This is a genomic window from Deminuibacter soli, assembly GCF_003412455.1.
Lineage (GTDB): Bacteria > Bacteroidota > Bacteroidia > Chitinophagales > Chitinophagaceae > Deminuibacter > Deminuibacter soli.
Map to the genome: position 1 here is coordinate 262,262 of NZ_QTJU01000006.1, position 16,437 is coordinate 278,698.

At 49.2% G+C, this 16,437-nt stretch carries 14 protein-coding genes; 13 read left to right on the plus strand and 1 reads right to left on the minus strand.

Translation table 11 applies throughout. The features are described 5' to 3' along the window. Positions 1 to 35: 35 nt before the first annotated feature. The 13 genes from DXN05_RS16945 to DXN05_RS17005 all read left to right on the plus strand — a co-directional run bounded on the left by DXN05_RS16945 (position 36) and on the right by DXN05_RS17005 (position 15,080). The gene (locus DXN05_RS16945) at positions 36 to 1,346 is read left to right on the plus strand and encodes a TolC family protein (protein ID WP_116848453.1); all 1,311 of its coding nucleotides are present in this window, start codon (positions 36 to 38) and stop codon (positions 1,344 to 1,346) included. After that, entirely contained in the window at positions 1,343 to 2,440 is a 1,098-nt protein-coding gene (locus tag DXN05_RS16950; RefSeq protein ID WP_116848454.1) for an HlyD family efflux transporter periplasmic adaptor subunit, read from the plus strand. The genes DXN05_RS16945 and DXN05_RS16950 overlap by 4 nt, the downstream gene beginning before the upstream one ends. A gap of 5 nt (positions 2,441 to 2,445) precedes the next feature. Then, complete coding sequence (locus tag DXN05_RS16955) at positions 2,446 to 3,687, plus strand: ABC transporter permease (RefSeq protein ID WP_116848455.1); 1,242 nt, start codon at positions 2,446 to 2,448, stop codon at positions 3,685 to 3,687. Positions 3,688 to 3,698: 11 nt separating this feature from the next. Next, on the plus strand, positions 3,699 to 4,388 hold the full coding sequence (locus tag DXN05_RS16960) for an ABC transporter ATP-binding protein (protein ID WP_116848456.1): 690 nt from the start codon (positions 3,699 to 3,701) through the stop codon (positions 4,386 to 4,388). 144 nt (positions 4,389 to 4,532) lie between these two features. Next, a complete protein-coding gene (locus tag DXN05_RS16965) occupies positions 4,533 to 5,078 on the plus strand; it encodes a hypothetical protein (RefSeq protein WP_147313957.1) in 546 nt (181 codons plus the stop codon). Between the two features lie 180 nt (positions 5,079 to 5,258). After that, positions 5,259 to 5,831, plus strand: coding sequence for a carboxymuconolactone decarboxylase family protein (locus DXN05_RS16970; protein ID WP_116848458.1), 573 nt, complete (start codon positions 5,259 to 5,261; stop codon positions 5,829 to 5,831). A gap of 17 nt (positions 5,832 to 5,848) precedes the next feature. Continuing rightward, the gene (locus tag DXN05_RS16975) at positions 5,849 to 7,108 is read left to right on the plus strand and encodes an MFS transporter (protein WP_116848459.1); all 1,260 of its coding nucleotides are present in this window, start codon (positions 5,849 to 5,851) and stop codon (positions 7,106 to 7,108) included. 47 nt (positions 7,109 to 7,155) lie between these two features. Beyond that, positions 7,156 to 7,710 (plus strand): carboxymuconolactone decarboxylase family protein, encoded by a 555-nt coding sequence (locus tag DXN05_RS16980; RefSeq protein WP_116848460.1) that lies wholly within the window; start codon positions 7,156 to 7,158, stop codon positions 7,708 to 7,710. A 19-nt stretch (positions 7,711 to 7,729) separates the two neighbouring features. After that, positions 7,730 to 8,278: a carboxymuconolactone decarboxylase family protein gene (locus DXN05_RS16985; RefSeq protein ID WP_116848461.1), complete on the plus strand. Its 549-nt coding sequence runs from the start codon at positions 7,730 to 7,732 to the stop codon at positions 8,276 to 8,278. 28 nt (positions 8,279 to 8,306) lie between these two features. Next, positions 8,307 to 8,864: a carboxymuconolactone decarboxylase family protein gene (locus DXN05_RS16990; protein ID WP_245975237.1), complete on the plus strand. Its 558-nt coding sequence runs from the start codon at positions 8,307 to 8,309 to the stop codon at positions 8,862 to 8,864. A 28-nt stretch (positions 8,865 to 8,892) separates the two neighbouring features. Beyond that, the gene (locus DXN05_RS16995; protein WP_116848463.1) at positions 8,893 to 11,844 is read left to right on the plus strand and encodes a SusC/RagA family TonB-linked outer membrane protein; all 2,952 of its coding nucleotides are present in this window, start codon (positions 8,893 to 8,895) and stop codon (positions 11,842 to 11,844) included. Between the two features lie 10 nt (positions 11,845 to 11,854). Then, positions 11,855 to 13,156: a RagB/SusD family nutrient uptake outer membrane protein gene (locus tag DXN05_RS17000; RefSeq protein WP_116848464.1), complete on the plus strand. Its 1,302-nt coding sequence runs from the start codon at positions 11,855 to 11,857 to the stop codon at positions 13,154 to 13,156. Between the two features lie 130 nt (positions 13,157 to 13,286). Continuing rightward, the gene (locus DXN05_RS17005) at positions 13,287 to 15,080 is read left to right on the plus strand and encodes a tetratricopeptide repeat protein (protein WP_147313959.1); all 1,794 of its coding nucleotides are present in this window, start codon (positions 13,287 to 13,289) and stop codon (positions 15,078 to 15,080) included. A gap of 210 nt (positions 15,081 to 15,290) precedes the next feature. Here the strand turns inward: DXN05_RS17005 and DXN05_RS17010 are convergent, their stop codons facing one another. Next, on the minus strand, positions 15,291 to 16,310 hold the full coding sequence (locus DXN05_RS17010; RefSeq protein ID WP_116848466.1) for an aldo/keto reductase: 1,020 nt from the start codon (positions 16,308 to 16,310) through the stop codon (positions 15,291 to 15,293). Positions 16,311 to 16,437 lie beyond the last annotated feature (127 nt).

Below are 16,437 nucleotides of genomic sequence, written 5' to 3' on the forward strand. Positions count from 1 at the left end.
GCGCTTCATCTTTGCGGTCAATAAACAAAACCCATATGCGGCACCTGCTTTTTTGCTGGCTGCTTGTAAGCCCGCTGCTTTTAGCGGCGCAAACAGGCATCCGGTTTCATTCTCCCGGCGATGTATTTAGTTACGCCGATAGCCATAGCGCCACATTTAAAAATGCTACCCAGCAAAATATTCTCGCCAAGTACCAAACCATGGCCGCCAAACTGGCCCAGTGGAATGTACAGGGCGATGCCACTTTCACTGCTACCGACAATACCAAACTGCCCACCAACTTTTTACCGGCGCAGATTTTTGGTGGTGAGCCGGGCAAATTTCAGCCCATTACCCTGGGGCAGAAATATGTAACCGCTATCGTATTTAACCCGCAGATAGATATCCTGAACCCTTATGCTGCAGCCAAAGTGCAGTTATCCAAAGCCAACGAACAGCTTACCACGCTCAACAACCTGCTCACTAAAAAAAGCCTGTACGAAAGCATTGCAGCTGCCTACTACAATATTCAAAGCTATTATTGGCAGGCAAACATCACGCGGCAAAGCCTGCTCGTTGCAGATACCCTTACGCAAATCATGCTCAACAAGCAGCAACAAGGCATTGCCCGCTCGCAGGATGTAAACAATGCACAGGCCAACCAGCTGGCCACGCAGGATAAACTGCAGCAGCTGGAAGTACAGCTGGCACAACAATACTACAGCCTTAAACTGCTCTGCGATATTAACCCCGATTCTGTGGTAGTACTTACCGATACATTGCTGCCCGAGCCTGCCTTCGATGCTTCCATGGTACCCGCCGGTCACCTGCAGCAACAGCAAACACTGCAGCAGCAGCGTTACCAGGAGGCCGATCTGCGTGCAGAAAAGCGCTGGTTTATGCCTACCCTTTCTTTTGTAGGTTACCTGGCCTGGCAACAGAATACCAACAATGCTTTCTTCGACAATACCCGCTGGCTGGGCGCCAACTATGTGGGTCTTAAACTAAAAATGCCCCTGCTGCCCGATGCCAATAAAGTAGCCGCCGTAAAGTATGCCCGTATTAACCTGGTAGTGGCCAATACCAACGCACAGCACGCCGCGCTGCAGGATAGCATTAGTAACCGCCAGCTTGGGCTCGATTACCAGAAGGCTTACAGCAGCTACCGCCTGGCGCAAAAGGTAGCTGTCCTAAAGCAGGATTCGTATTACAAAAACCTGAACATTTACCGCGAAGGCATTTTATCGGCTACCGATATGCTCAATTCATTCAGCGACTGGCTTAACAGCAGCCTCAACACCGCGGCACAGCTGGCCGGCAGCGAATACCAGAAAACAAAAATACAGATCAACAACACGATACAATGAGAACGAGTTACTACCTGTTCAGCATAACACTGTTGCTTACCGCAGCATCCTGCAGCCACCATGCAACTGATATACAACCGGTGCGGAAAGACCTCACTGAAATGGTATTCGCCTCCGGTGTGCTGGAAGCAGATGATCAAAACAACCTTACCGCCCAAACAGACGGGTACATTATTCAGCTCAGCTTTAAAGAAGGCGACCAGGTGCAGGCCGGTCAGCTGCTGGCGGTAATTGATAACCAGCAAAACATCATCAATGCGCACAGCGCAGCCGATCTGCATGCCATTGCCAGCAGCAATACGCGCCCCAGCGCACCGGCCCTGCAACAGATACAGGCCAACATCAATGCCGCGCAAGACAAGCTGAAGTTAGACGAGCTGCAGGCCGAACGCTACAAACGCCTGTATGCCAGCAACAGCATTTCAAGGCTCGAGTACGAAAACACCGAACTCGCAGCCAGCAACTCACGCGAAACCCTGCGCGCACTGCAACAGCAGTACGATAACCAGCGCATCGCAGCCGAACAGCAGGAAGTAATGCAGCGCTCTGCCAAAGAAGTGAACCGCGTTATCAGGGAACAAAACCTGTTAAAAGCAGTGATCACCGGTAAAATTTACGAGAAGAAAAAACAGCTGGGCGACTATGTACGCAAAGGCGATGTAATTGCCGTAATTGCCAACCCACGCCTTATTTACGCGAAGCTGAATGTAGACGAAAGCAATATGGCGCACGTAAAGGTTAACCAGCCCGTTGTGCTGCGCCTCAATACCAACAAAACCAAAACCTATGCAGGCACTGTGCATGAAATTCTTCCGTCCTTTGATGCAGCATCACAATCGTTCCTGGTAAAAGCATGGTTCAACGATTCCCTGGATTTCCGCATCATCGGCACCCAGCTGGAAGGCAATATACTGGTAGGCGAAAAAAAGAATGCGCTGGTAATACCACGCAATTATCTCTCGTACGGCAACAAGGTATTGCTGAAAAACAAATCAGAGAAAACCATTCAAACAGGTATAGTATCTACCGATTGGGTAGAAGTACTCGGCGGCATCAGTGAAGGCGATGTATTGATACTTAACCAGAAAAAATAACTGCCATGGCCAGGAAAAACAGCATCAATTCCGAAATCTCCTTCACCTATATCGTGAAGCAGCGGAAGCTTACGCTCATCGCGGCACTCGGTGTTACCATCGGCATATCAATATTTATATTCATGAACTCGCTTACCACCGGGTTCGACAGGAAATCAAACGAAAGCATTTTTAAGAATAGTCCGCACATACGCGTGTATAAAGATGATAACATCAGCCAGCCCCTTATTAAAGCCGGCACACAACAGGCGGCAGACGTTATTGTAAACCCCAAGGTAATTCCCGAAACCAACCGCATTGTTAATCCGCAGGACATTGCCGACCTGCTGCGCAAACAGCCGGATGTAAAACTGGTAACGCCCACCGTTGCAGTCAGCATCTTTTACAACAACGGCAAATCACAGATCGCAGGCAATGCATCAGGCGTTATTATCGACGATGCAGACCAGATGTTCAGCATTCAATCCCTGATGGTTGAGGGCGATATGGAAAGCCTCAAAACCACACCCAACGGCATTTTGCTCGGTGTAGGCATTGCCGATAAAATGAGCGCAAAGCCGGGCGATAACATCTCCGTTACTTCTTCCGAAAATGTAACCAAGGTAATGAAGGTGGTGGGCCTGTTTCAAACCAATAATTCTGTGCTGGATAAAACCAAATCGTACATCAACATCAGCGCTGCCCAACAACTGGAAAACAAAAATGCCAGTTATGTAAGCGACATCAATGTGTCGGTAAACGATTTCAACAAGGCGCAGGATTATTCAAAACGGTTCTCCCATCTCACTGGCTACAAAGCCGAAGACTGGAAGGCGGCCAACGAAACCGTGGTTGCTGCCAGCCGCATGCGTACCATCATTATCACTGCTGTATCGTTCTCTATATTGCTGGTAGCGGGTTTTGGCATTTACAACATCCTCAACATGACCATCAGCCAAAAGCTCAATGATATCGCTATTTTAAAAGCCATGGGCTTTAAAGGCAAAGATGTGATACGCATATTTGTACAGCAGGCATTAATCATCGGTCTCATGGGCATATTAATTGGCCTGGGCGTAGCCTCACTGCTGGTATGGCGCATGGCGCATGTATTTGTGGGTGGCGATATCGGCTACTTCCCCATCCGCTTTGAGCCATGGGTATACCTCAAGGGCAGCATATTTGGTTTAATCATCACATTGGCCGCAGGTTACATCCCGGCTAAAAAAGCCGCGAACGTAGACCCGGTAGCTATTTTCAGAAAATAAAAAAGCCTTGTATGGAAAGAGAAATAATGCTGCAGGCAGATAAAATAGGCAAGTATTTTTATGACCCCGTTAAATTCAGGGTACTCAACGATATATCATTTACCGTAAACCGTGGTGAATTTGTAACGCTCGTAGGCAAATCAGGCAGCGGCAAATCTACCCTGCTGTACCTGCTCAGTACCATGGATACAGATTACGATGGTTCACTATACATTCATGGTGAAAAAATTACAGGCCAAAAACAAAACCAGCTGGCAGCCATACGCAACGAAAAAATCGGTTTCGTATTCCAGTTTCACTACCTGCTGCCTGAGTTCACGTGTTTAAAAAATGTAATGATACCCGCCATGCGCCTGGGCAAACTTTCACGCAAGGAAATAGAAGAAAGAGCCTACCAGAAACTCACGCTGCTGGGCCTGCACGATCAGGCGCTGAAACCGGCCTCCAAGTTATCGGGCGGCCAGCAGCAGCGCGTGGCCATTGCCAGGGCGCTCATCAACGATCCGTTAGTAATTATGGGCGATGAACCCACCGGCAACCTCGATTCAAAAAACACACAGATTGTGTTCGATATTTTCAAACAACTCACCCACGAGTTAAACCAAACCATCATCGCCGTAACACACGACAATGATTTCGCCGAAAAATCAGACCGCACCATTGAAATGCAGGACGGTAAAATCATCGCCGGCCATACATAAAGAAAATCCTCCATAAAACAGCCCGCCGGCAAAAGCTGCCGGCTGTTTTATTCACTATTGACTATTCACATTGACTATTAAGTGTTACAACACCGTCTTTAAATTTGATGGCACATTGGATATATTTCAGTATTTTGGGTTGCTTTGCGAAAACTGACTGCCATATGCCTGCTTGCCCTTTTGCTGTTTAACCTGTTCGGTTACCGGCTGCTATTTATTTGCCTGGAGCAGCAACACAAAGTTTCTCTCGAAGCCAGCCTCGACAAAAACGACTACAATAACAACGATCTCTTTGAAATAAAAATCCCGCTGAACATACCTTACATCAGCGACCAGCAGCATTTTGAACGGGTTGACGGAGCAATTACCATCGCCGGCAAAACCTACAAATACGTAAAACGCAAAATAACCAACGGCGAACTGGTGCTGCTATGCCTGCCCGATGCCGGTAAACAACGTTTAGACAATGCGCAAAAGGCGTTCGGCGCACATGCCAATGACCTGCCCGGCGCAAAAAAACTACCCGGTCTCGTCAAAAAATCCTTTCCTGCTGTAGAATACGAACAATATTTTATGGCCGCAGTACAACAATCCATTGCTGCGCCGGCCATCTTCGTTAACACTTCCTGTGCAGCTACCTGCTGCGGCTATACCGGCTTTTGTGATCAGCCACCGCAATTAACAGCCTGATTACTCATTACCTGCCTGCCCGCTGTGGCAACGCGCACCCATACGCGTATGGGTTAATCACAATCACTGTTGTATTAGCAGGCGCCGGCACCATACATTCTCATCATCATTCATACACCTGCACCGTTATGGTTAACGCCTGTTATAGCTTTAACGGTAACATGCACAAACATGCGCTCCATGGCTTACATTCAACTAAACAACCAGTTGCCGGGCATTACCGGCTTGCTCGAAAACAGGCCCGATACCGGCGATCCCATCCGCGCTTTAACACAAATATTACTGCGCGGCCCCAACACACTCACCGAACTCGAACGCGAACTCATTGCCACCCTGGTTTCTTACAAGAACCAATGCCGCTTTTGCACCAGCGCACATGCTGCCACAGTAATCGCATTAGGAGGTTCAGCAGAACTGCTCAACCAGGTATACAACGATCTGGATAACGCAGCAGTAAGCGATAAAATGAAAGCCCTGCTGGTTATTGCAGGCAAAGTGCAGCAGCTGGGCACGGCCGTTACACCCGAAAATGTAGCAGCTGCCAAAGCGCAGGGCGCATCAGACAAAGAAATTCACGACACCGTATTAATAGCAGCCCTCTTTTGCCTGTACAACCGCTATGTAGATGGCCTCGGCACTTACCGTCCTGAAGATCCTGCCTATTACGAAAAACTGGCATCGCGGCTCATCACTGTTGGTTACACACGCCCGCGCGAAGGCATTACCGTTACAGGCGAAGCATCATTCCATTAAACCCCAACTGCGATTCCATGAAAACAACTACGATTGCCCCTGCACCTGACTTTACACGCAATGCACCTGCTGCCATAGCAACACCGGGTATCACTGCCTTATTTCTCTGCTGCTTTTTCAGCAGTACGCTGGGCGGTACCGTTTCCACACTTATGTCGGTATACCTGCCTGTTGCCGTAAAAGACTTACTCAGCAGCAACCACAACGGGCAGCAACTGGAAAACATTGGCGCTTCCATCAACGCCGTTTTTATTTATGGATGGATGGCCGGCGGCTTTATCTGGGGCCTGCTGTGCGACCGTATTGGCCGCAAACAATCCTTCCTGTACGCCACACTTTGTTACGGACTGTTTACCGTACTCACCGGTTTTTCTTACAGCTGGATCAGTGTAGTGGTATTCCGCTTTTTAACCGGCTTCGGTGTGGGCGGTGTACTGGTTACCACCACCATCCTTGTGTCAGAAGCCTACAGCGATAAAAAAAGAGCAGTCGCGCTCGGCATCCTGTCTATCTCCATTCCATTGGGCATTTTCTCTGCGGGGTTAATCAATTACTTCATCGCATCCTGGCGTTTTGGCTTTGCCATTGGCCTGCTGCCTGTTGTAATTGCCCTGCTCGGCGCCAGGCTTATTAAGTCCGGTGTTGATGGGCCGCTTACAACACAACGCAGCCATACCACGCAGCCCAGCCTGTTTTCACCCAACACCCGTAAAAACCTGGTGGGCGGCTCACTTATTTTTGGCGCTGCACTCATTGGTTTATGGGCTACTTTTTCATGGCTGCCCTCCTGGATACAAAGCCTGCTGGGCACTGCAGATGCACAGAAAGAACGTGGTATGTCAATGATGCTCATGGGTGCCGGTGGTTTAACAGGCGGCTTCATATCCGGCTGGATTGTAAATGCACTGGGCGTCAGAAAAACCATGATGGTATGTTTTGCAGGCTGTTTCCTGCTATCGTTTACCCTGTTTAAATTAACCACCGCAGTATCTCCCCTGCTGTACCTGCAAATTGCAGCCATGGCGCTGTTTTTCGGCATCAGCCAGGGGGCTTTGTCGGTTTACATACCACAGTTATTTCCCAAAAACATCAGCGCATCGGCTACTGGTTTCTGTTTTAATATCGGCAGGCTGTTCACTGCGACCGTGGTGTTCTTTATCGGCTCACTGGTTACCTTCCTTGGCGGGTATGGCAATGCAGTCTTCAGCTTTTCTTTTGTTTTCCTGCTGGGTCTTATTGTCACGCTTTTTTTCAGAACAGAAAAATACAGTGGCTGATTATACGATCTCATTACATCAACATTCACCTCATTCATCTGACAACTATGGCTTATATACAAGTACCCGATCATGTGCCAGGCATCAGGAGCCTTGTACTCTTCAGCCCTGAAACAGGTAAACATTTGTACGATCTGGCGCAGGCCCTGCTGCGCGGCAACTCCATTTTATCGGCAGCAGAAAAGGAACTCATTGCAGCTTATGTATCTAACCGCAACAACTGCCTGTTCTGCATGAGCAGCCATGCTGCAGCTGCCCGTTGTTTATACGGTGATGCGGCCGCCGTGGTTGACCAGGTGCTCGATAACATGACACAGGCATCCATCAGCGAAAAACTGAAAGCCTTGCTGCACATAGCCGGGCAAACACAGCAGTCTGGTTTGGCCGTAACAGAAAATGATATACAATTTGCGCGCAAGTCAGGCGCCACAGACGAAGAAATACACGACGCGGTGTTAATTTCGGCAACCTTCTCTATGTTCAACCGCTATGTTGACGGCCTTAACAGTTTTACCCCAACCGACCCCGCCGAATACGTACCCATGGGCATACGCATGGCAGAGAAAGGCTATGTTCCGCCCACAGCACCGGTTGCACAATAATTCATATAAAATAATGCATATGGCACATATTAATTTGCACAACGACTTACCCGGCATTCGCGGACTGATGGAATATAGCCCCGAAACAGCCAGGCCATTAAACGACCTTGCAGAAGCGCTGCTGCGTGCAGACAACAGTTTATCCCGCGGTGAAAGGGAACTGATTGCCACCTATGTTTCTTCGCTCAACGATTGTTTCTTTTGCCAGAATGTACACGGCGCTATAGCCGGGCATTACCTCAACTGTGACATTCCCGCCATTGATGCCGTGAAGCAGGATTATCTGTCTGCCCCGCTTTCAGCCAAAATGAAAGCCCTGCTGGGCATTGCCGCGCTGGTACAAAAAGGCGGTAAACAGGTAACAACTGCAGCCATCACAGCAGCCACAGAAGCAGGCGCTACGGAAAAAGAAATACACGATACCGTATTAATCGCCGCAGCCTTTTGCATGTACAACCGTTATGTGGATGGCATGGCTACCTGGGCGCCGCAGAACAGGCAGTTTTATGTTGACCGTGCACCGCAACGCGCAGCCGAAGGTTATGCCGATTACGATCTGCACAAATAGCCATTTACGCAACCACCAAAACAAACACATGCCGCACATACAACTAAACGAATCCCTGCCCGGCATCCGCGCATTGCTGGCCTTCAGTCCGCATACCGCAGCACCGCTGGGTGCGCTTGCCAATACCTTACTGCGCAGCGATAATGGTTTAACGCCTGCGGAGCGGGAGCTGATAGGAGCCTATGTTTCTTCATTGAACGACTGCTTTTACTGCCAGCACTCGCACGCAGCTATTGCCAGCTGTTATTTAAGCAACAATACGGAACTGGTAAACCAGGTAATCAGCAATTACCACACAGCACCGGTTTCGGGCAAACTGAAAGCCCTGCTGTGCATTGCAGGCAAAGTGCAGCAAAGCGGCCGCAATGTATTGCCCGCTGATATTGACAACGCGCGAGCGGCAGGCGCTACAGAACATGACATACACGACACCGTGCTTATCGCGGCGTTGTTCTGTCTCTTTAACCGTTATGTAGATGGACTTGCCACCGTTGCCCCAACAGACATGAACAGTTACCGCCAACGCGCAAAGCAAGTGGCAGCAATGGGCTATGGCAGCCACGTATATACTTCACAACAACCTTAACTAACCAACCATTAAACAAAGCTGCATTATGAAAAATCTGAAGCCGTTTTACTTAGGCTTATGGTGTTTATTACTGATGCCCCTACTATTGTTCTCGCAGGGCAGAACCGTTACAGGCAATATCACCGATATCAATGGCCGCCCCATTGCGGGCGCCACCGTATCACTCAAACAACTCAACCAGTTAACCACATCCGATGCCAGTGGCCGGTTTACGCTTTCCATACCTGCCGGTGCAACCAGCATTATGATCAGTTCAACCGGGTTTAAATCCAAAACCGTTAGTGTTGATGCCGGCGCAGCCAGTGTTACTGTACAACTGGAAGAAGACGTAGCCCGCCTGGATGAAGTAGTGGTAACCGGGTTGGCCACCAGTGTAAAAAGAAAAAACCTGGCCAATGCGGTTGCCAGCATATCTGCCCAGCAGCTGACAGGCGTTGCACCGGGTCAAACGCTTGATGGCGTACTCTCGGGTAAAATTCCCGGCGCACTTATCAATGCCAACTCCGGCGCACCCGGTGGCGGCAGCTCGGTAAAACTGCGCGGTGTTACCTCGGTATACGGCAACACACAACCATTGTATGTGATAGATGGTGTGTTTATCGACAACACTGCCACCTCCGGTGGCCTGAATGCTGTTACAGGCGCTGCTTCCGGTGGGGCACCGACATCCAACCAGGATAACCCTTCCAGCCGCATTTCTGATATACGCCCTGAAGACATTGAAAACATTGAAATACTCAAAGGTGCATCCGCAGCCTCTATCTATGGCTCCAAAGCTTCTGCCGGTGTAATTATCATTACCACCCAAAGAGGCAGGCAGGGCAAAACCAGCATTACCGTTTCGCAGGATCTGGGGCAGATACGCGTACGCAAACTGCTTGGTGTACGCCAATTCACTGCGGCACGTGCAGCCTCCCTTTCGTCAGACAGCGCCACCAGCGTTGCCCTGGCCAAACAGTTTACCGATGCACAGGCTGCAGGTCATATTTACGATTATGAAAAAGAAGTATATGGCAACAAAGGTTTTGCCCGCAATACCGTGCTTAGCATGAGTGGCGGCAGCGACAAAACCACGTTCTTCTTTTCAGCTGCCACCAAAAAAGAAGATGGCATTGTAAAAAATACCGGCTATAAAAACACGGCATTCCGGTTGAATGTAGACCATCGCCTGAGCGATCGCATCAAAATAGGCGTAAGTACCAATTACATCAACTCATCTGCTGACCGCGGTATTTCCGGCAACGACAATTCAGGCGTATCACTGGGCATTGCCTTAGCGTCAACGCCGTCATTTGCGCAACTGCACCCGGATAACCAGGGCAACTACCCCAACAACCCGTTTGCAGCCTCCAACCCGTTGCAAACAATTGCTTTGATGCGTAACAACGAATCGGTAAACCGTTTCATCGGCGGTGCCAATATTGAAGCTGTATTGCAGAAAAGCTTACAAAGCACCACCAAATTCGTTGGCAGGGGTGGTGTTGATTTTTACAACCTCCAAACCAATGTACAGTTCCCCGGTATATTGCAGTTTCAGGCAGTAAACAAAGGCACATCCATACAAGGGTTTACCAAAAATCTCAGCACCAACTATATCTTTTCACTGGTTAACAGTTATACGCCCTCGTCTGCCCTGGCGCTTACCACCTCTGCAGGTATTACACAGGAAACAGGCGATTACAACAACCTGCTGAACGTAGCAACACAGGTTATTGCAGGGCAGTCAAACGTAGACCAGGCAGGCGCCTTAACCGCCACACAGTTCAGGTCTAAATACCAGAACAACGGTATTTTTGCACAGGAAGAAGCAACCCTGCTGGAAGGCATTACGCTTACGGCAGGCGTTCGTTTCGACCGCTCCAGCAACAACGGCAATGTGGCACACTACTATGCTTACCCCAAGGCAGGTGTATCCTGGAACCTTACGCAGCTGGGCTTTGGCAAAAACACTTTCTTCAACAACTTTAAACTGCGCGCTGCTTATGGCGAGGCAACCAATGTACCTGCCTATGGCAGCAAGTTCACTTCAGCCGTGGTATCGAACATTGCAGGCAACCCCGGTTCACTCATCAATACACAGCAAGGCGACCCGGCCATTCAGCCCGAGCGGCAGAAAGAACTGGAAACAGGGCTTGACTTCAGCATCCTGAAAGGCAGGCTGGGCTTTGAACTCACCTACTACTACAAAAAGATCGACAATTTCCTGATGCTGAGCAACCTTCCCGCATCTTCGGGATTTTCTACCAAATGGCTGAATGCAGGCGACCTGCGCAACCAGGGTGTAGAACTGGGTATGAATGCCAAACCCATTCAAACAAGAAACGTAACCTGGAACAGCTCGGTAAACTTCTGGTTGAACCGTTCAAAAGTTACCCGTTTTATTATTCCGCCCATACCACAGGGCTCGTTTGGGTATGTACTGGGATCGTTCCAGGTTGAACAAGGCAAATCAGCCACACAAATCGTTGGTCTCAATGGTGCAGGTGTAGGCGTGCTGGGCGATGCGGAGCCCAAGTTCCAGATGAGCACTTACAACGACATTACGTTCTTCAACAAACTAAGCCTGCGTTTTCTGCTGCATTGGAAACATGGCGGGGATAACATTAACCTTACCTCCCTGCAGAACGACTTCGGCGGCACCAGTGTTGACTACGACAATGTAACCAACAAACAGGGCCTGCCCGATGGTGTTTACCGCATTACACAAGTGGGTGTAAATGCCGAGCAGTTTGTAAAAGATGCAGGCTACCTGCGTTTGCGCGAAATAGGTTTATACTATTCTATCACTAAACTGCCGGTATCTTTTATACGCGGCATACGCGTAGGCGTTTCGCTCAACAACTATTTAACCATTACCAAATACAAATCGTACGATCCTGAGGTGTCCAACTTCGGCACCGGCTTCTCAACAGGCGTGGATGTTGATCCATACCCCGCCACCAAACGTGCCGATTTTCATATTTCAGTTGACTTCTAAATCATTCACCATGAAACGAACGATGTATTTCCCTGCAACAATATTACTGGCGCTGGCATGCTGCATGTGGTCTTGCAAAAAAGATTACGGCAACCTTAACTCACCTACTGCCGAGCAATTTTTAAACAACGCTTCCAAAAGCGAATTAAACAATCTGGTAAGCGGCACCGAATCGGGCATGCGCAATAATGCCGCGCTCTATCTTGATGATGTAGGCACCATTGGCCGTGAAGGTTACCGCTTCTCCGGGTCAGAACCGCGTTATGTAACCGACCTGCTCGGCGCCAACAGCGGCACTTTAAGCAGCAGTAATTTTTATATCACCACACCCTGGGCATCCCACTACCGCGTGATTAAAAACTGCAATATATTGATACAATCCGCTGCCAATGCCACTACCATTACCGATGCGGAGAAAAAAGGATACAGCGGGTTTGCAAAAACCATCAAAGCCTACCAGCTGCTGTTAAATCTTAATCTCACCGATTCAAATGGCATCCGCATCGATGTAAACGATCCTGATCACCTGGGTCCCATTGTAGGATACGACGCGGCTTTAACCACCATCGCGTTGCTGCTCGATTCTGCAAAGACTGATTTAACCGGGGCTGCAGTTTCCTTTCCGCTCGCAGGTTTTGGTTCATTCAGCGATGCAGCCGGACTTGTACAGTTTAACCGTTCGCTGGCGGCCAGGGTAGCCGTATACCGCCAGCAATGGGCCAGTGCATTAACGTATTTGAACGATTCCTTCTTTAGCCTCAACGGCGATTTCAATACAGGCGTTAACCATGTATTCGGCACAGGCTCTGGCGACCAGCTTAACCCGGCTTTTATCCCGTTGAACCAGGCAGGTGAAATACGTGTGGCACATCCTTCCTATGCAACCGATATTACCCCTGGCGACGACAGGATTAACAAGGCCCCCCTGCGCAATGCAACCGCTTCCTTAAACGGCTTAAGCAGCAACAGGGATGTTTGGGTATACACCTCCAGCACTGCCCCCATGCCTATTATCCGTAACGAAGAACTGATACTGATATATGCAGAAGCCAAAATTGCATTGAACAGTTTCCCCGACGCAATTGTGGCGCTGAACGTCATTCGCACAAAACATAACCTGCCTGCTTATGCCGGCGCAGTAACACAAAATGCACTCACTACCGAAATGCTTAACCAGCGCAGGTATTCCCTGTTTTATGAAGGCCACCGCTGGGTTGACATGCGCCGCTACAACCGCCTGGGCGAATTACCTATCGACCGTCCCGGTGATGATGTGTGGACCATGTTTCCCTTACCGGTAACAGAAAACTAAGCGCGCTTCCCTTTTTTTATACAGCACCTTCCCTCGTGGCGGGTGCTGTTTTTTATTAGCGCATGCATCGCCGGCGCTGCCCTGCAGGTGGCATTTTTTGAGTATCTTGTTGCCTCAACACTAACGGATCATGAGAAAATATGTATTGCTGGGGAGTATGCTGCTATTGTTGTTCACAGCTTCAGCGCAGCAGGATGTAACACGCGACAGCCTTACCAGCCGCCTGCAAACAGCCGGCAACCTCACAGAGAAAATCAACGCCGAAGGCGACCTCAGCGATTTCTGGTTTTTACACAATATTGCCATATCAGATTCTTTTGCCATTACTGCCATTGCACAGGCAGAGCAATCACGCAGCCACCTGCTTACCGTAAACGCATATCTCAACAGCGCAGCCCGCTACCTCAACAATGTAAACAGGCTCGATAATGTACACCACGGGCTAGACGACATTGCCCATGCGCTTGCTGTTGCGCAGGATACCACCAGTGAAATCCTGCAGTCCAGGGTGTACCTGCTGCGGTCTGAATTTTACCGGCGCTCAGGTATGCCCGACAAAGCCATTGCAGATGGCAACCAGGTACTCACGCTACTTGCCGAAACACCACATGCAGATTCATTAAAAATAGAAGCCTGCAATGGTCTTGGCATAACCTATGTGTACAAGCGCGACATGCTTACCGCCTTCCGCCATTTACTGGCAGGTTTGTCGCTCGCCGAGCAAAGCAACGATGACGCTTTACTGCGTATTGTATATTACCGGATGGGAGATTTTTACCAGAACCTGCGCAACTATCCCAAGGCACGCGAATATACCTTCCGTATGGTGGATATTGACCAGCGCAGAAACAAGCCCATGCTGGTGTTTGATGATTATATGAAAATAGCCGGGCTCTACTCCAACGAAAAAGAGCTATCGCTCGGTAAACTGTATTTCGACAAGGCGGCAGCACTGGCAGACAGCCTGCACCATGCAGAATCGAAAATATACGTATACCTCGGCTTACTGAACATGTATTATGCTTCACAATTGTTTGAGCAGGGCGCAGCTTATCTCAACAAGCCCGAGGTACGCAAATTTATTATCGACGCCGGCATGAGCAATGAGCTGGATAAGGCAAACGGCTATATCTTCCTGTTGAAGCACAATTACGACAGCAGCCTGTATTACATGCGCAAGGTAGAGCCCTTTTTCAACAGCAATGCTACCGACTACCAGCGCGTTGACTATTTTAACCACTATGCAGAGCTGTACAAACAAATGGGCAACCTGGACGCCGCTATCCAATACAAACAACGTGCACTGCAATGTGCCAATGCCACGCACGATTTACAGTCTGTTGCCGACATCACCAGCGACCTGGATTCTTTATATTACAAAAAGGGAGACTATAAAACCGCAGGCATGTACATGGGGCAGTATTACAGCTACCGTGACAGCCTCAATACCCTGAGCAAGGAAAAAGACCTGCTGACCATGGAAATTGACAATGAAAACAAGCGCAAGGAACGTGAGGCCATACGCCATGAGCAGGAAGAACAACGCAAACACAACATCCAGTACATTGGTATTACCATCAGCATTGTTTGCGTGTTTACCTTACTGCTGATGATGGGTATTTTTAAAGTGCCTGCCGCTGTGGTACGCGCGCTGGGCTTTTTCTCTTTTATTTTTTTGTTTGAATTCATTACCCTGCTGGCCGATAACCAGATTCACGCCATTACACACGGCGAGCCAATCAAGGTATTGCTGGTAAAAATTGTACTGGTAGCCATGCTGCTGCCATTGCATCACTGGATGGAGGAAAAGGTTATTCATTACCTGGTACATCACCGCCTGCTGCAATTGCCTTCTGCACTGCGCAAACACCTCCATAAAAACAGCCACGACGAACCGGCTATACCCAATGAGCAAAAAGCTTAATAACAACACCGGGCCGTATTCGTAAACGGCCCGGTGTTAATTGTATGCCCGGATACTTCACCTCACTTACTCCACATCCGGCTGAAAATCAGCATAAACAATAATGGCATTTCCTGCTGGTAAAATCAGGCACAATTGATTTGGCATCTCCCTACCCGCTTGTCTCCAAGAAGTGATAACCCATCCTGCTCATTCAACATTCTTTGTTCCTTATTCAATATTCCTGTCCTTGCCTGTAAAGTCGAGCATCCAGCCCGGGTATTCTGCCGGCAGTTGGCTTACTTCATGTAGTTGCTGCAGTTCATCTTCACTAAACTGTACGTTTACCGATAACAGGTTATCTTCCAGCTGCTCCATTTTATTGGCGCCGATAATCACCGAAGTCACCACTTTTTGATGTAGCAGCCATGCCAGCGCCAGCTGGGCTACAGATGCCTTTTTAGCTGCCGCCATCGGGTGCAGCACATCCAATATGTTGAAAGCTCTTTCCTTGTCTACAGGCGGAAAATCAAAGGCCGTACGTCTTGCACCTTCTGCTTTTTCATCGCGTTTGTATTTACCACTCAGCAATCCACCAGCCAGCGGGCTCCATACCAGCAAGCCTACACGCTGATCTTTCAGCAGTGGAATCAACTCACGCTCCAGGTCGCGGCCGGCAATAGTATAATAAGCCTGCAGGGAAACAAAGCCTGCCACACGGTTATAGGCAGAAAAATCCAGCGCCTTCATCAGCTGCCAGGCAGCAACATTGCTTGCACCGATATAACGCACCTTGCCGCTTTTTACCAGGTCGTCCAGCGCCCACAATGTTTCCTGCCAGGGTGTGAGCGGGTCAAAGCTGTGCACCTGGTACAAATCGATATAATCAAGGCCCAGCCTTTTCAGGCTCTGGTCTACCTGGCTCATAATATGTTTACGTGTTAAGCCGCTGTCGTTGGGCCCCTGCCCCATTTGTCCGCGCACCTTGGTGGCAATCACCAGGTCGTCGCGGTGCAACCCCAGGTTTTTAATCGACTGCCCGGTGAGCTCCTCTGAAAGCCCTTCTGAATACACATTGGCTGTGTCTATAAAATTGATGCCCGCATCAACAGAGCGTTTTACAATCTGGTCTACTGCCTGCTGATCGAGACTGCCGATAGCTTTTGCCCAGCCCTTTCCGCCAAACGTCATGGTACCCAGGCAAAGTTCCGATACTTTCAACCCGGTGTTGCCTAACAAATTGTACTTCATACGGTGTATTGTTTAGGTTATCAGCACCACAATAATTGCACCACCGGTAAATTACACGCGTTATGCAATTGCATCCATTTTAGTCAGCGGCAAGCCGGTTGCAGAGAAGGGCCAAACGGCATCAGCT

Coding starts and splice junctions, on each gene's coding strand:
- DXN05_RS16955 (WP_116848455.1), top strand. CDS start 2,446: ATGGCCAGGAAAAACAGCATCAATTCCGAAATCTCCTTCACCTATATC.
- DXN05_RS16985 (WP_116848461.1), top strand. CDS start 7,730: ATGGCACATATTAATTTGCACAACGACTTACCCGGCATTCGCGGACTG.
- DXN05_RS16945 (WP_116848453.1), top strand. CDS start 36: ATGCGGCACCTGCTTTTTTGCTGGCTGCTTGTAAGCCCGCTGCTTTTA.
- DXN05_RS17005 (WP_147313959.1), top strand. CDS start 13,287: ATGAGAAAATATGTATTGCTGGGGAGTATGCTGCTATTGTTGTTCACA.
- DXN05_RS16990 (WP_245975237.1), top strand. CDS start 8,307: ATGCCGCACATACAACTAAACGAATCCCTGCCCGGCATCCGCGCATTG.
- DXN05_RS16960 (WP_116848456.1), top strand. CDS start 3,699: ATGGAAAGAGAAATAATGCTGCAGGCAGATAAAATAGGCAAGTATTTT.
- DXN05_RS16970 (WP_116848458.1), top strand. CDS start 5,259: ATGGCTTACATTCAACTAAACAACCAGTTGCCGGGCATTACCGGCTTG.
- DXN05_RS16980 (WP_116848460.1), top strand. CDS start 7,156: ATGGCTTATATACAAGTACCCGATCATGTGCCAGGCATCAGGAGCCTT.
- DXN05_RS16950 (WP_116848454.1), top strand. CDS start 1,343: ATGAGAACGAGTTACTACCTGTTCAGCATAACACTGTTGCTTACCGCA.
- DXN05_RS17000 (WP_116848464.1), top strand. CDS start 11,855: ATGAAACGAACGATGTATTTCCCTGCAACAATATTACTGGCGCTGGCA.
- DXN05_RS16975 (WP_116848459.1), top strand. CDS start 5,849: ATGAAAACAACTACGATTGCCCCTGCACCTGACTTTACACGCAATGCA.
- DXN05_RS17010 (WP_116848466.1), bottom strand. CDS start 16,310: ATGAAGTACAATTTGTTAGGCAACACCGGGTTGAAAGTATCGGAACTT.
- DXN05_RS16995 (WP_116848463.1), top strand. CDS start 8,893: ATGAAAAATCTGAAGCCGTTTTACTTAGGCTTATGGTGTTTATTACTG.